This window comes from Streptomyces sp. NPDC044719 (assembly GCF_056433405.1).
Genome location: NZ_JBWKHE010000003.1, coordinates 305,804 through 319,650 on the forward strand (window position 1 = coordinate 305,804; position 13,847 = coordinate 319,650).

Sequence of the window (13,847 nt, forward strand, 5' to 3'; positions counted from 1 at the left end):
GATGTGAAGCAGACGTGAGTGGGGTCACTTCTTGCTGTCGATGACCGCCTCCATCACGTTCCTCGCGATCGGTGCCGCGAGGCCGCCGCCGGAGATGTCGTCACGGACGGCGTTGTCGTCCTCGATCACCACGGCGACCGCCACCGGCGCGCCGCCGTCGCTGTCCTTGGCGTAGGAGATGAACCACGCGTAGGGGTTCTCGCTGTTGTCGACACCGTGCTGTGCGGTACCGGTCTTGCCGCCCACCTTGACGCCGGCGATCTTGGCGTTCGAGCCCGTGCCCTTGTCGACGACCGTCTCCATCATCGACTGGAGGATCTGGGCGTTCTCCGAGGACATCGGCTGGCTGTACTCCTCGGGCTCCGTCTGCTCGACGGTGTCGAGGCTCGGCGCCTGGAGCTTGTCTACCATGTACGGCTTCATGAGCTTGCCGTCATTGGCGACGGCCGAGGCGACCATGGCCATCTGCAGCGGGGTCGCGGCGGTGTTGAACTGGCCGATGGAGGACAGTGCGACCTGCGACGGGTTCATGTCGTCGGAGAAGACCGAGGCGTTGGCACGGACCGGGGTGAAGTGCTCCTCGGTGAAGCCGAACTTCTTCGCCATCGCCAGCATCTTCTCGTTGCCGAGGTCGGAGCCGATCTTGCCGAAGACGGTGTTGCAGGAGTACTGGAGCGCCACGCGCAGAGTGGCGTTCTTGCAGGGGATGTTGCCCTCGTTCTTCAGCGGGGTCGTGGTCCCCGGCATGGTCCACGGCAGCGGCGTCTTGGTGTTTTGGTCCGCCTCCGAGTACAGCCCGTCCTCGAGCGCGGCGGCCGCGGTGAGCACCTTGAAGGTGGAACCGGGCGGGTAGGTCTCGCGCAGCGCCCGGTTGAGCGTCGGGTCGTCGGGGTTGTTCTTCTTCTCCAGCTTCTGCCACGCCTTGGTGTCCGTGGTCGTGGAGTTGCCCGCGAAGGTCGAGGGGTCGTACGACGGGAAGGAGGCCAGCGCCAGGATCTTGCCGGTGGACGGCTCCAGCGCCACCACCGAGCCCTTGCCGCCCTGCTTCTTCAGGCCGTTGTACGCGGCCTTCTGCGCGGCGGCGTTCAGGGTGGTGACGACGTTGCCGCCCTGCTGCTTCTTCCCCGTGAGCATGTCGAGGGTGTTCCGGAAGAACAGCCGGTCGTCGTTGCCGGTGAGGATGCCGTCCTCGAGGTTCTCCAACTGGGTGGCACCGAAGGCCTGCGAGGCGTAGCCGGTGACAGGCGCCCACATCGCGCCGTCCTTGTAGGTGCGCTTGAACTTGAAGTCGCTGCCGGACGTCTCGGTGGAGCCGGTGATGGGCTTGCCGTCGACGATGATGTCGCCGCGCGGCGAGGCGTAGCGCTCGATGATGACCCGGCGGTTGTTCTTGTCGGTCCTGAGCTCGTCGGCCATGACGTACTGGATCCAGTTGTCACGGACGAGGAGGGCCAGGACGAGGAGACCGCAGAAGATCGCGATCCGGCGCAGGGGCTTGTTCATGACGGGCGGACCACCTGGGTCATCTCGGCGTCGGGGTTGCCGGCGGGAGCGGGTGCCGGGCGGCGGGCGGTGTCGCTGATCCGGAGCAGGATGCCGATCAGCGCCCAGTTGGCGATGACGGAGGAACCGCCATACGCCAGGAACGGCATCGTCATACCGGTCAGCGGGATGAGCCCCATCACACCGCCGGCCACGACGAACACCTGGAGCGCGAAGGCGCCGGACAGGCCGATGGCAAGCAGCTTGCCGAACGGGTCGCGGGCGGCGAGGGCGGTGCGCACGCCGCGCTCCACGATCAACGCGTACAGCAGCAGGATCGCCATGAGCCCGGCCAGACCCAGCTCCTCGCCGAAGGTCGCGAGGATGAAGTCGGAGTTGGCGGCGAAGCCGATGAGGTCGGAGTTGCCCTGCCCGAGTCCGGTGCCGAGGGTGCCACCGGAGCCGAAGGCCCACAGGGCCTGCATCGACTGCTCGGTGTGACCCAGGACGCCGTCCCGGCTCAGCCTGAACTCGTTCATCGGGTCGAGCCAGGCCTGGACACGCTGCTGAACGTGCGGCTCGAAGGAGGCCACGCTGACGGCACCGACCGCGGACATCAGCAGACCGAAGACGATCCAGCTGGTCCGCTCGGTCGCGACGTACAGCATGATCACGAACATGCCGAAGAACAGCAGCGACGTTCCGAGGTCGGTCTCGAAGACCAGAATCAGGATCGACATCGCCCAGACGACCAGGATCGGGCCCAGGTCGCGGCCACGCGGCAGGTACAGGCCCATGAAGCGCCGGCTGGCCAGGGCCAGCGCGTCGCGCTTCACCATGAGGTAGCCCGCGAAGAACACCGCGAGGACGATCTTGGCGAACTCACCGGGCTGGATGGTGCCCAGACCGGGGATCTGGATCCAGATCCGCGCGCCGAAGACGTTCTTGCCGAGACCCGGAACCAGCGGAAGCACCAACAGCAGCAGCGCGCCGGCCATGGAGATGTACGTGTAACGCTGCAGGACACGGTGGTCCTTCAAGAAGATGATCACCCCGACGAACAGGGCGACACCGAGCGCGGAGTACATCAGCTGGCGAGGAGCCGCTTCGACGAACGTGTTGGACGCCTGCAGTCGCGTCGACTGGTCCAGCCGCCAGATGGCGACCAGCCCGATCCCGTTCAGCAGCGTGGCCAGCGGCAGCATCAGCGGGTCCGCGTAGGGCGCGAACTTCCGTACGACGAGATGGCCCACACCGGCCAGTAGACCGAGGCCCAGCCCGTAGCTCAGCAGGCCGGCGGGCACCTCGTCATTGATGGCCAGCCCCACGTTGGCGTAGGCGAAGACCGGGATGACGACGGCGAACACCAGCAGCGCGAGTTCGGTGTTGCGCCGGCTCGGCGCACCGATCGCGCCGATCGTGGACGTGTGGTGCGTCGGCGAGTTCGACGTATTCGTACTGCTCATCGTGTGACAGGGCCTCTCACGGCTTGCCTACTGCTTACCGCACAGCGAGACGACCTTCTGCTCTTCCTCCGAGAGGCTGGGGCCGGGGCTGGGAGTAGGTGCGGTCGTGGACGGGGGCGTGGACTTCTCAGGCGCCGACGGCGAGCCCGACGGGTTCGACGGGTTCGGCGTCGGTGTGGCCTTGGACGTGAAGGAGGCGGGAGTGGTTCCCGTGGTCCCCCCGGCCTCGCCTTCGCCGGTCTTGGCGTTGTTCCGGCTCTCGGCGTCGCGCCGCTGCGCTTCCTTCTTGCACGCGGAGGCCTGCACCGACAGTTCCTGGATCTTCGACTGGGCGTTCTTCAGTCCGCCCTCGGCGATGGTCGCCTTGACCAGCTTCTGCTGGTAGGGCGGCAGGTACTTGAGTTCGATCTCGGGGTGGTCCTTCTCGACCTTCGACAGCGACACCCAGGCCAGATCCTGGCTGATGCCCCGGTACAGCGCGACGTGCTCGTCCTCGGCGCCGACGTAGTACTGCGTCTGCGTCCAGCGCCAGCCGCCGTACAGACCGCCGCCGATGACGGCCAGTGCGAGCGCGCCGTAGAAGGATCTCTTCAGCCACCGGCCCTTGCGCCGCGGCTTGACGAAGTCGTCGTCGCCGTAGTCGAGGCCGTTCGCCGGGATGTAGCCGGTCGTGTCGCCGGAGCCGGGCGGGCCGAACTCGCCTCCGCCGCCGTGCCCGTGCCCCTGACGGCCGAGGCCGGAGGCGCGGCCGGCGGGGGTCTGCATGATGCCGTTGTCGTGCAGCTGGTGCTGGTTCTCGGCGACGGCGCCGACCACGACCGGGGTGTCGGAGAGCTGGCCCGCGAGGGTGTCACCGGTGTCCAGGTCGAGGACGTCGGCGACGATCACCGTGATGTTGTCCGGGCCGCCGCCGCGCAGCGCCAGCTCGATCAGGTTCTGGACGGTCTCCTGCGGCCCCTGATAGCTGGCGAGGGTGTCCTCCAGGGTCTGGTGGGACACCACGCCGGACAGGCCGTCGGAGCAGATCAGATAGCGGTCGCCGGCGCGGACCTCGCGGATGGACAGGTCCGGCTCGACGTGGTCGCCGGAGCCGAGCGCCCGCATCAGCAGCGACCGCTGCGGGTGGGTCGTCGCCTCTTCCTCGGTGATGCGGCCCTCGTCGACCAGGCGCTGCACCCAGGTGTGGTCCTGCGTGATCTGCGTCAGGACGCCGTCGCGCAGGAGGTAGGCGCGGGAGTCGCCGACGTGGACGAGACCGAGGCGCTGGCCCGTCCAGAGCAGGGCGGTCAGGGTGGTCCCCATGCCCTCCAGCTGGGGGTCCTCCTCGACCATGGAGCGCAGCTGGTCGTTGGCGCGCTGCACGGCGGTGCCGAGCGAGGTGAGGACGTCGGAGCCGGGGACGTCGTCGTCGAGCGCGACGATGGTGGAGATCGCCTCGGAGGAGGCGACCTCACCGGCCGCGGCGCCGCCCATGCCGTCGGCGATGGCGAGCAGGCGCGGGCCGGCGTACCCGGAGTCCTCGTTGCCCTCCCGGATCATCCCCTTGTGCGATCCGGCGGCGAAGCGCAGTGACAGACTCATGCGCACCTCGCCTGTCGGCTCCGGGTACAGCCGGTCGTGTCGAGCCACACTGCCCACCCTCCGGTCGGGAGCGCGCGGGGGCCAGGGGGGCCCGCCACTGCGTGCTCGCTCCGCTCGCGCTCATTCATTGGTGTAGCACTACTTCCGCAGCTCGATGACGGTCTTGCCGATGCGGATCGGCGCGCCCAGCGCAATCGGTGTGGGAGTCGTCAGCCGGTTCCGGTCCAGGTACGTGCCGTTGGTGGATCCGAGGTCCTCGACGATCCACTGGCCGTCGCGGTCCGGGTAGATCCTGGCATGACGGCTGGACGCGTAGTCGTCGTCCAGCACGATCGTCGAGTCGTGCGCCCGGCCCAGGGTGATGGTCTGGCCCTGGAGCGCGACCGTCGTGCCGGTGAGGGTGCCCTCGGTCACGACCAGCTTGGTGGGGGCGTTACGGCCGCGCCGGCCGCCGGCGGACTGCTGGCGCTGCTGCGGCGGTGCCTGGCGGGCAGCGGCGGCCTGCTGCTGCCGGCCGGCCTCGCGGCGCGAGCCGCGCTGCGTGACACGCGTACCGAACAGGTCGCTCCGGATGACCTGCACGGCCACGATCACGAACAGCCACAGTACGGCCAGGAAACCCAGCCGCATGACCGTGAGGGTCAGCTCTGACATTGCCCCCGCTTCACCCTTCGGCTTGCCGGTAAATGATGGTGGTGCTGCCCACGACGATCCGCGAGCCGTCGCGGAGCGTAGCGCGGGTGGTGTGCTGCCCGTCCACCACGATGCCGTTGGTGGATCCGAGATCCTGGATCGTCGAGGGCGTTCCGGTCCGGATCTCGCAGTGCCGGCGGGAGACGCCGGGGTCGTCGATCCGCACGTCGGCCTCGGTGCTGCGACCCAGCACCAGCGTCGCGCGGGAGATCTGGTGGCGTGTGCCGTTGATCTCGATCCAGTGGCGGGTACGTCCGCCGGCCGCCGGGGCGGCCGGGGGCCGCTGGCCGCCTGCGGGCTGCGGGTAGCCGTACCCGCCGGGGCGGCCGCCGGGCGGCGGCGCGGCCGGCATGGGCGGCGCGCCCGCGGGCGCGCCCGCGGCCGGCGGGTAGCCGTAGCCGCCGCGTCCGCCCTGCGGGGCGGCGGGCGCTGCCGCGCCGCCTCCGGGGCCGTCCTGCTGGCTGCTGGAGGAGGCGAGCGTACGGCTGCGCACGCGGTACAGGCCGGTGTCGAGGTCGTCAGCCTTCTCCAGATGGACCTTGATCGGGCCCATGAAGGTGTAGCGCTGCTGCTTGGCGTAGTCGCGCACCATGCCTGCGAGCTCGTCGCCGAGCTGGCCGGAGTAGGGGCTGAGCCGCTCGAAGTCCGGCGTGCTCAGCTCGACGATGAAGTCGTTGGGCACGACCGTCCGGTCGCGGTTCCAGATGGTGGCGTTGTTGTCGCACTCGCGCTGGAGCGCACCCGCGATCTCCACGGGCTGGACCTCGGACTTGAACACCTTGGCAAAGGTGCCGTTGACCAGACCTTCGAGACGCTGCTCGAACTTCTTCAGGACTCCCATGGGGCACCTCCTCCTTGGCTGCCGTCCTGTGTACTGCCCTGCGGGCCACTTGCCTGGTACTGCTTACTGATCGTATCCACGCGCCGGTCGATCGGCTGGTTCCCCCTGTCGGCCAGGCCGACGGGTGTCGACGCATGACGAAGTTCCCTGTGGAGCTCGTCTTCGAACTCCTCCGGTGGTACTGCTGCGCGTTACCGCCTCGCGTACCCCTGCCAAGGATCGTAGAGGCGGCCGTGGACCAGTGTCCCGCACCCGGCTGTGGAGCCGGACCGCCTCTTGGGGAGACAAGGGGTACCGGTACGAGGTTGATACGTGAAGCAGTGCGTGTTGATACGTGGCCAGGGCATCGAAGGTTCGGGGGCCGGTCTGCCTGCGGGGAGAAGGGATGTGAACCCACCCCGTCCTGCGTGCTAATGTTCTGGGTGTCGGAAGGCGCCAGGCCCGCAAGGGGCCAGGAGCCCAGGGCACACCCAAATGCGCGGGTGGCGGAATAGGCAGACGCGCTGGATTCAGGTTCCAGTGCCCGCAAGGGCGTGGGGGTTCAACTCCCCCCTCGCGCACAGAGAGAACCGATGAGACGGGTCTCTGCCGGTGACGGAAGTCACGGCAGGGGCCCGTTTCTCGTTCGTATGAACCCTGTGAGGCATCACACAGCCTGGTCAGACCCCACGGCGGCCTCGCGCGTGAGCTATCTCACGGCGCCTGGGGCGTGGTGTGAGGAGCCGGTGGTGCCGCCGCGCGGCCGGTTCTTCCTGCTGGAGACTGCGACGTCTGGACCCGGCGGTCCCCCAGGGTCCGTCCGGGGGCGAAGCGCTCCCGGACGGCGGGGTCGTCCAGGAGGCGGGGCGGGTAGCCGGGGCCGGTGCGGGCGGTCAGGTCCTGGTGGTGCAGGGGCGCGCCGCAGGAAGAGCAGACGACCCTGGCCTCGGTGTCGTGGTCGCACAACGTGTGGCGCAGGACGACCGGGGCGCCCTCCTCGCCGGCCAGCCAGCGGTCGCCCCAGGCGTTGATCGCGGCGAGGACACCGAAGAAGTCACGGCCCTTGTCCGTCAGCAGGTACTCGTGGCGCACCGGGTCGGTCTGGTAGGCGCGCCGCCGCAGGAGGCCCTCGGACTCCAGGCGGCGCAGCCGGTCGGTGAGGGTGTTGCGGGCGATGCCGAGCGAGCCGATGAAGCCGTCGAAGCGGGACTCGCCGTAGAAGACCTCGCGCAGCACCAGCAGGGTCCAGGCGTCGCCCAGGATGTCTGCGGTGCGGGCGATCGAGCAGGGCCAGGTGTCGAACGAGGTCCGTCGCATGGCTCCACTTTATTGGTCCCGCGTTTCTCGGTCTCATGATGAGATCCACCGGCGTTCGCCGCGTCACTCCCGTACGCCCGCCAGTTCCACGGGGCGGCGGCGCAGGGCGACCGCTGCGGGGAGTGTCGCGGAGAGGACGGCCAGGAGCGCGCAGGCGGCCGCTGTCGTGCCGAGGGCCTGCCACGGCAGGACGAGGGTGGGCCGGACCGACAGCAGCGCGACGGCGGTCCACATGCCGGCCAGGTTGACCACGGCGGCCAGGAGGCCGAGGAGTGTGCCGGCCGTGACGACCGTCAGGGCCTCGGCGCCGGTCAGCCGCAGGACCTGCCACCTGGTGGCGCCGGTCAGCCGCAGCACGGCCAGGTCGCGGATCCGGTCGGAGGTGGCCATGACGGTGGTGTTGGCCACGGAGATGCCCGTGTAGAGGAGGGCGATGCCGAGGACGAGCAGGAGGCCGAGGCGGGTGGTGCGGTTGGTGCCGGGGGCGGTGGCGCTGAGCCATTCCTGCCGGGTGAGGACCTGCCCGTTCCCGGTGCCGGCCGCCTCGCGCAGGGCGGTGGCCACGGCGCCCGGGTCCGCGCCGTCGGCCAGGGCCACGTCCACGCGGTCGACCGGGGCGCCGGGGGCGTTGCGCGGGGTGACGTAGACACCGTTGTCGCCGGTGCCGGTAGCCATCACCGCGGCGATCCGCAGGGTCCGCGGGGTGCCGTCGCCGAGCCACACCCGGACCCGCTCGCCGACCCGGTGCCGCTGCCACTCCTCGTTGACGATGATCGAGTCGTCGTCGAGGCCGGTCGTGCTGCCCGCGGTGAGCGGAAGGCGTGCGGTGGCAGCGAGGAGGCCGGGGGTCGCGGCGCGGGCCTCGGAGCGGACGAGGGCCACGCCGTCCTCCAGGACGTGGACGGCCGTCGTGGACGTCGGGGACACCTCGGCTCCCGGTACCGCCCGGAGCCTGCGCAGCGTGGCGGCGTCGAAGGCCGTCCCGGCCGCCGGGGTGACGACGAAGGCCGCGGTGGTGCGCTCCCTGGCCTCGGTGGCCTGCGCCCCGTCGAGGGTCGCGGTGGCGCCGAGCAGGGAACCCGCGAGGGCGACCGTGACCAGCACGGGGGCCGCGAGGGCTGCGGTGCGGCGTACCCCGGCGGCGGTGTTCTCGCGGACCAGCAGGCCGCCGGCACCGGGCAGGAGGGCGGGCAGCCAGGTCAGCAGCCGGGTCAGGGGGCGCAGGACGAGCGGTGTCAGCAGGGCGGTCGCGGTGATCAGCAGCATCGGGCGGGTGATGTACGTCTTGCGCTGGAGGAGGTCGCCCGGGGCGCCGGTCAGGGCGAGGGCCAGCGTCACGGCGGACGTCAGGAGGAGGGCCGTACCGAAGAGCAGCCGGCCGGGTGTCAGGGTCCGGCTGTCCGCCGAGGCCTCGCGCAGGGCTTCGGTGGGGCCGGTGCGGCCGGCCCGCCAGGAGGCCGCGGTCGCTCCGCACAGGGCCACGAGCAGGCCGGTCCAGAAGGCCGCGTGGTACGGCCAGGTGTGGTCGCCGATGGTGAACCAGGCCGGGGCGAGGCCCTCGGCGGCCACTCGGTCGGCCAGCAGCGGTGCCCCGTAGGAGCCGAGGGCGCAGCCTGCGGCCGAGGCGAGGACGCCGACGGCGAGGGCCTCGAGGAGGACGGTCCGGCGGATCTGGCCCGGGGTCGCCCCGGCGGTGCGCAGCAGGGCGAACTCCCGGCGCCGCTGGGCGACCGCGAAGGCGAAGGTCGACGCCACGACGAAGACCGACACGAAGGCGGTGACGCCGCCGGCCGTGCCGAACAGGGCGTTCATCGCGGTGAGTGCCTCGCTGTCCCGGTCGGGATCGGCGTCGGCGAGGCGGCGCGCGTTCCCGGTGAGGACCTGGGCGCCGTCGCCCACGGCCTTCCGTACGGCTGCCGGATCCGCCGTGACCGCCAGCCGGTGGACCGGAGGGGACAGTTCGGCGGCGCGGGCGTCGGTGAAGAACACGGCGTTCTCGAAGCCGCGGGAGGTCAGGGTGCCGACGACGCGTACGGTGCCCCGGTCGGTGCGGAGCTGTTGGCCGGGGCGTGCCCAGTCGCCGGTGACGGCTGCCTCGCCGGCGGTGCGGGGCGCGCGGCCGGTGGCGAGGTCGTAGGGGGCGAGCGCGGCGGTGGACCAGGGGTGGCCGACGAGGTCGGCGGGGCCGCCCGCGGCGCGTACGGCGAAGGAGCGGTCCGCCACCACGGGGCCCAGCTTCCGCACCTCCGCGATCGTCGCGGCGGACAGCGGGCGCGGGTGGGCGAGCCGGGACGTGCGCTCGCCGATCGGGGTCGGTACGCGCAGCGTGTCCTGGCCCTTGACGACGACCGGGGCGGCGGCGAACCGTTCGGGGGCGCGCTCCGGGGCGGCGGCCGAGGAGGCCAGGGCCAGTCCCATCACCGTGAGCAGGGCCACGCCCAGCGAGAGCGCGACGAAACTGCCGGTGAAAGTGACCCAACGGGTGCGCAGGGAACGCAGGGTGACGCTCAGCATGGAAGGGCCTCGGGGTGGGGGGTGTGGGTGGCGGTGGGCTTCGGGTGGGGTGTGCGGGCGGTTGTGCTCTGCGGGCGGGGCGTAGCGGTGGTGCTCTGCGGGCGGGGCGTTCGGGTGGCGGTGGTCCGTGGGCGGGTTGTGCGGGCGGCGAGGGCCTCGGAATGGGGCGTTGGGGCGGCGATGTGACTCGGGCGGGGCTTGGGGGTGGTGGTGGCCCCGGGGCGGGTTGTGCGAGTGGCGGTGGTCTTCCGGCGGGGCCTGTGCGGGCCGGTGGTCTTCAGGCGGGGCCTGGGCGGGCCGGTGGTTTTCCGGTGGGTCATGCGCACGGCGCGGCCTCCAGGCGGGTCATGCGGGCCGCGACGGTCTCGGCGTCCGGGGTGGTCAACTCGCCGTGGACGCGGCCGTCGACGAGGAAGAGCACGCGGTCGGCGTACGCGGCGGCGACCGGGTCGTGCGTGACCATGACGACCGTCTGGCCCTCGCGGTCGACCATGCCGCGCAGCAGCTCCAGCACCTCACGGCCGGTCCGGGTGTCCAGCGCACCGGTCGGTTCGTCGCCGAACAGCACCTCGGGGCGGGTGATCAACGCCCGGGCCAGGGCGACGCGTTGCTGCTGGCCGCCGGAGAGCTGGGACGGTCGGTGCCGGGCCCGGTCGGCGAGGCCGACCTGCTGGAGTGCCTGGCGCACCCGGGCCTTCGGGACGCGGCGGCCGGCCAGGCGCAGGGGCAGGGCCACGTTCTGCTCGGCGGTCAGCGAGGGCAGCAGGTTGAACGCCTGGAAGACGAACCCGACGCGCTCGCGGCGCAGCAGGGTCAGCCGCCGCTCGCTCAGGCCGGTCAGTTCCGTGCCGCCGACGGTGACCGAGCCGGAGGTGGGCCGGTCCAGGCCCGCGGCGCACTGGAGCAGGGTGGACTTGCCGGAGCCGGAGGGGCCCATGACGGCGGTGAAGGTCCCCGCGGGGAACGAGAGCGACACCCCGTCGAGTGCGGTGACGGCTCCGTAGGTCCTGGTGACCGAGTCCAGCTGGATGGCGTTCATGGCCCTACCTCACGTCGACTGACCGGGCCTCAACGAAATCGCGCGAGGGCGGGCCGGCGCAGTGCGGCGGGGCCTAGACCTGGGGTAGGGCCAGGCATACCGTCCGGCCTCCGCCTGAGCCCATGGCCGCGCCCCCGACCGGCTTCTAGGGTGATCGTCATGCACCCTCGGAATGTGTGGCAGGCCCTGTCCCGCCCGGGCTATCCGCTGTCGGCGTGGCCCTGGCGCTCGGCCGGTTACCTGCTCACCGGCGCGGTGACGGGCGTCGTCGTACTCGTGGGGATCGTGCTGTCGGCGGCGGCGGGCGGGGTGCTCGCGCTCGCGCTGGTGGGGCTGCCGCTGCTCCTGTGCACGGTCCTGGCGGGCATCCCGGTGGCGGCGCTGGAGCGGCTGCGGCTGCGGCTGGTCGACCCGGACCCCGCGCCCGACCCGCACGAGCCGCCCCGCGCCCCGGGCCTGCGGGCCTGGCTCACGACCCGGCTGCGGGAACGGGCCACCTGGCGGGAGTTCGGCCACGCCCTGCTGTTCGCGGGGCTGCTGTGGCCGGTCGACGCCCTCGCGCTCGCCGTGGGCCTGCTGTGCCCGTTGACGGTGGTGGCCACCCCGGTGTTCCTGGCCGTCTTCGGCGAGGCGAAGGTGCTCAAGGTGTGGCTCGTCACCTCCTGGCCGGCCGCCTTCGGGTTCGCCCTCCTCGGGCTGCTGCTCCTCGCCCTGGGCGCCTATCTGCTGGGCGTCGTGGCCGGGGCCCGGGCCGGGCTGACCCGGCTGCTGATCGCGCCGCGCGAGGCCGACCTGGGGGCCAGGGTGGTCGAACTGGCACGGTCCCGGGTGCGGTTGGTGGACGCCTTCGAGGCGGAACGGCGGCGTATCGAGCGCGATCTGCACGACGGGGCGCAGCAGCGGCTCGTCGCCCTGACGATGACGCTCGGTCTGGCCCGGCTCGACGTCCCGCCCGGGCCGCTGGCCGATCAGCTCGCCAAGGCCCACGAGGAGGCGGGCACGGCCCTCGCGGAACTGCGCGAGCTCATCCACGGCATCCATCCCAAGGTCCTCGCCGACTACGGCCTCGAGGCCGCCGTAGCCGACGCCGCCGACCGCTCGGCCGTGCCCGTGGACGTCGATCTGGAGCTGCCCGGGCGGCTCTCCCAGGCGGTCGAGGCCGCCGCGTACTTCGTGGTGTGCGAGGCGCTCGCCAACGTGGGCCGGCACAGCGGGGCCGGCCGGGCGGAGGTGAGCGGCGGGCACCGCGACGGCCGGCTGTTCCTCCTGGTCCGGGACGACGGCCGCGGGGGTGCGCGGGCCGGCGCGGGCAGCGGGCTGACCGGACTCGCCGACCGGGTGTCGGTGCTCGATGGCAGACTCTCCCTGTCCAGCCCGCCCGGCGGGCCGACCCTGCTGCGTGTGGAGATCCCCTGTGAGCCTGAGAGTTGACCGGCCGTGACCCTGCGAGTCGACCGGCCGCTGCGTGTGGTCCTGGCCGAGGACAGCGTGCTGCTGCGGGACGGGCTCGTCGGGCTGCTCGGCCGTTGCGGACACGAGGTCGTCGCCGCGGTGGGGGACGCCGAGGCGCTGGTCGCGGCCGTCGAGGAGCACACGCCGGACGTGGTCGTGACGGACGTACGGATGCCGCCCGGCTTCCAGGACGAGGGCCTGCACGCGGCCGTGCGGCTGCGCCGGGAGCGTCCCGCGCTGCCCGTCCTGGTCCTCAGCCAGTACGTGCAGCGCCGGTACGCCGCCGAGCTGCTGGACTCCGGTGACGGCACGGGCGTCGGCTATCTGCTGAAGGACCGGGTCGGCCAGGTCGAGGAGTTCGTCGAGGCGCTCGGCGAGGTGGCCGACGGCGGCACCGTCGTCGACCCCGAGGTCGTACGGCAGTTGCTGCGCCGCCGCCGCGACCCGCTGGAGCGGCTCACCCCGCGCGAGCGGGAGGTGCTGGCGCTGATCGCGCAGGGCAGGTCCAACAGCGCGATCGCCCGTGAACTGGTCGTCTCCGATGCGGCCGTGGGCAAACACATCTCCGGCATCCTCATGAAGCTCGACCTGCCACCGGCGGACGAGACCCACCGCCGGGTGCTGGCGGTGCTGGCGTATCTGCGGGCCTAGGGCGGTCCCGGTCCGCGGGCGGGAGCCGGCCCCAAGGCGCTTGTGTCGCGGGCGCGTTGTATAAAACCAGCGAGTTGGTTTCATTGCGCCGCCATCAGAGCCCTCCAGGGGAGCCACCGGTGACCAAACAGGACCGGGCCGTCCGGACCCGCCTCGCGCTGATCCGGTCGGCGGCCGGGCAGTTCGAGGCACGGGGATACGTCCAGGCCAACCTGGCGGAGATCAGCGCGGGCGCCGGGGTCAGCTCCGGAGCGCTGCACTTCCACTTCGAGAACAAGGCGGCCGTCGCCGAGGCCGTCGAGGACGCGGCCGCCCGGGCCCTGCGCCGGGCGGCGGCCCGGGGCCGCGACGGCGACGGCTGCGCCCTGCAGCGCCTCGTGGACGTCACGCACCAGGTCGCCCGGCTGCTGTGCGCGGACAGCGTGGCGCGGGCGGGGTTACGGCTGAACGCGGAGGCGGCCGCCGGGCGGGTGCGGGATCTGCGCCATGAGTGGCGGGAGTGCGTGGACGACCTGCTCGCCGAGGCGGAGCGCAAGGGCGAACTCGCCGCCGGTGTGCCGCCGCACCGCACCGGCGCCGTCGTCCTCGCCGCCACGACCGGCATCGAGGTGCTGGCCCGCGAGGATCACGGCCGGCTCGCCCGCCCCTCGCTGACCGACCTGTGGCGGCTGCTCCTGCCCTGCGTGGCCGCGCCGCACCTGGCCGGCGTGCTGGATCCGGCGGGGACCTGTCCGGACCCCGTGGATTCCGGCTACACGGAGACGTGCCAGTCCCTGGCCAACACTCTGTGAAGCAGTGGCCAAAACAAACCGGACGCCAAGTTTTTTCGATG

Annotated in this window: 11 protein-coding genes and 1 tRNA gene; 4 read left to right on the forward strand and 8 right to left on the reverse strand. The window is 71.9% G+C overall.

The features are described 5' to 3' along the window. Window positions 1–24: 24 nt before the first annotated feature. From AC07DF_RS12940 to AC07DF_RS12960, 5 genes are all read right to left on the reverse strand, one after another. A complete protein-coding gene (locus AC07DF_RS12940) occupies window positions 25–1,503 on the reverse strand; it encodes a peptidoglycan D,D-transpeptidase FtsI family protein (RefSeq protein WP_478969950.1) in 1,479 nt (492 codons plus the stop codon). Further along, window positions 1,500–2,948 (reverse strand): FtsW/RodA/SpoVE family cell cycle protein, encoded by a 1,449-nt coding sequence (locus AC07DF_RS12945; protein WP_478969952.1) that lies wholly within the window; start codon window positions 2,946–2,948, stop codon window positions 1,500–1,502. Before AC07DF_RS12945 ends, AC07DF_RS12940 begins: the two co-directional genes overlap by 4 nt. A gap of 27 nt (window positions 2,949–2,975) precedes the next feature. Then, window positions 2,976–4,529, reverse strand: coding sequence for a Stp1/IreP family PP2C-type Ser/Thr phosphatase (locus AC07DF_RS12950; protein WP_478969954.1), 1,554 nt, complete (start codon window positions 4,527–4,529; stop codon window positions 2,976–2,978). Window positions 4,530–4,667: 138 nt separating this feature from the next. Beyond that, the gene (locus AC07DF_RS12955) at window positions 4,668–5,183 is read right to left on the reverse strand and encodes an FHA domain-containing protein FhaB/FipA (protein ID WP_478969956.1); all 516 of its coding nucleotides are present in this window, start codon (window positions 5,181–5,183) and stop codon (window positions 4,668–4,670) included. Between the two features lie 10 nt (window positions 5,184–5,193). Further along, complete coding sequence (locus tag AC07DF_RS12960; RefSeq protein ID WP_478969958.1) at window positions 5,194–6,063, reverse strand: FhaA domain-containing protein; 870 nt, start codon at window positions 6,061–6,063, stop codon at window positions 5,194–5,196. Window positions 6,064–6,539: 476 nt separating this feature from the next. On the opposite strand from AC07DF_RS12960, the gene AC07DF_RS12965 reads away from it, so the two are divergent. After that, a tRNA-Leu gene (locus tag AC07DF_RS12965) sits at window positions 6,540–6,623 on the forward strand. 133 nt (window positions 6,624–6,756) lie between these two features. On the opposite strand, the gene AC07DF_RS12970 is transcribed toward AC07DF_RS12965, so the two are convergent. The 3 genes from AC07DF_RS12970 to AC07DF_RS12980 all read right to left on the reverse strand — a co-directional run bounded on the left by AC07DF_RS12970 (window position 6,757) and on the right by AC07DF_RS12980 (window position 10,912). Then, window positions 6,757–7,359 (reverse strand): winged helix-turn-helix transcriptional regulator, encoded by a 603-nt coding sequence (locus AC07DF_RS12970; RefSeq protein WP_478969960.1) that lies wholly within the window; start codon window positions 7,357–7,359, stop codon window positions 6,757–6,759. Window positions 7,360–7,422: 63 nt separating this feature from the next. Then, window positions 7,423–9,873: an FtsX-like permease family protein gene (locus tag AC07DF_RS12975; protein ID WP_478969962.1), complete on the reverse strand. Its 2,451-nt coding sequence runs from the start codon at window positions 9,871–9,873 to the stop codon at window positions 7,423–7,425. A 316-nt stretch (window positions 9,874–10,189) separates the two neighbouring features. Continuing rightward, the gene (locus AC07DF_RS12980; protein WP_478969964.1) at window positions 10,190–10,912 is read right to left on the reverse strand and encodes an ABC transporter ATP-binding protein; all 723 of its coding nucleotides are present in this window, start codon (window positions 10,910–10,912) and stop codon (window positions 10,190–10,192) included. Window positions 10,913–11,071: 159 nt separating this feature from the next. On the opposite strand from AC07DF_RS12980, the gene AC07DF_RS12985 reads away from it, so the two are divergent. The 3 genes from AC07DF_RS12985 (at window position 11,072) to AC07DF_RS12995 (ending at window position 13,806) form a co-directional block, all read left to right on the forward strand. Next, window positions 11,072–12,343: a sensor histidine kinase gene (locus AC07DF_RS12985; RefSeq protein WP_478969966.1), complete on the forward strand. Its 1,272-nt coding sequence runs from the start codon at window positions 11,072–11,074 to the stop codon at window positions 12,341–12,343. Window positions 12,344–12,355: 12 nt separating this feature from the next. Beyond that, window positions 12,356–13,015 carry a response regulator gene (locus AC07DF_RS12990; RefSeq protein WP_478970960.1) on the forward strand — a complete coding sequence of 220 codons (660 nt, stop codon included), beginning with the start codon at window positions 12,356–12,358 and terminating at the stop codon, window positions 13,013–13,015. A 119-nt stretch (window positions 13,016–13,134) separates the two neighbouring features. After that, window positions 13,135–13,806, forward strand: a complete 672-nt coding sequence (locus AC07DF_RS12995; RefSeq protein ID WP_478969968.1) for a ScbR family autoregulator-binding transcription factor — start codon at window positions 13,135–13,137, stop codon at window positions 13,804–13,806. The last annotated feature ends 41 nt before the right edge of the window (window positions 13,807–13,847 follow it).

Excerpts from the sequence above, each read along its gene's own strand:
- AC07DF_RS12960 (WP_478969958.1), bottom strand. The coding sequence starts at position 6,063 with ATGGGAGTCCTGAAGAAGTTCGAGCAGCGTCTCGAAGGTCTGGTCAAC.
- AC07DF_RS12940 (WP_478969950.1), bottom strand. The coding sequence starts at position 1,503 with ATGAACAAGCCCCTGCGCCGGATCGCGATCTTCTGCGGTCTCCTCGTC.
- AC07DF_RS12975 (WP_478969962.1), bottom strand. The coding sequence starts at position 9,873 with ATGCTGAGCGTCACCCTGCGTTCCCTGCGCACCCGTTGGGTCACTTTC.
- AC07DF_RS12945 (WP_478969952.1), bottom strand. The coding sequence starts at position 2,948 with ATGAGCAGTACGAATACGTCGAACTCGCCGACGCACCACACGTCCACG.
- AC07DF_RS12950 (WP_478969954.1), bottom strand. The coding sequence starts at position 4,529 with ATGAGTCTGTCACTGCGCTTCGCCGCCGGATCGCACAAGGGGATGATC.
- AC07DF_RS12980 (WP_478969964.1), bottom strand. The coding sequence starts at position 10,912 with ATGAACGCCATCCAGCTGGACTCGGTCACCAGGACCTACGGAGCCGTC.
- AC07DF_RS12970 (WP_478969960.1), bottom strand. The coding sequence starts at position 7,359 with ATGCGACGGACCTCGTTCGACACCTGGCCCTGCTCGATCGCCCGCACC.
- AC07DF_RS12985 (WP_478969966.1), top strand. The coding sequence starts at position 11,072 with ATGCACCCTCGGAATGTGTGGCAGGCCCTGTCCCGCCCGGGCTATCCG.
- AC07DF_RS12955 (WP_478969956.1), bottom strand. The coding sequence starts at position 5,183 with ATGTCAGAGCTGACCCTCACGGTCATGCGGCTGGGTTTCCTGGCCGTA.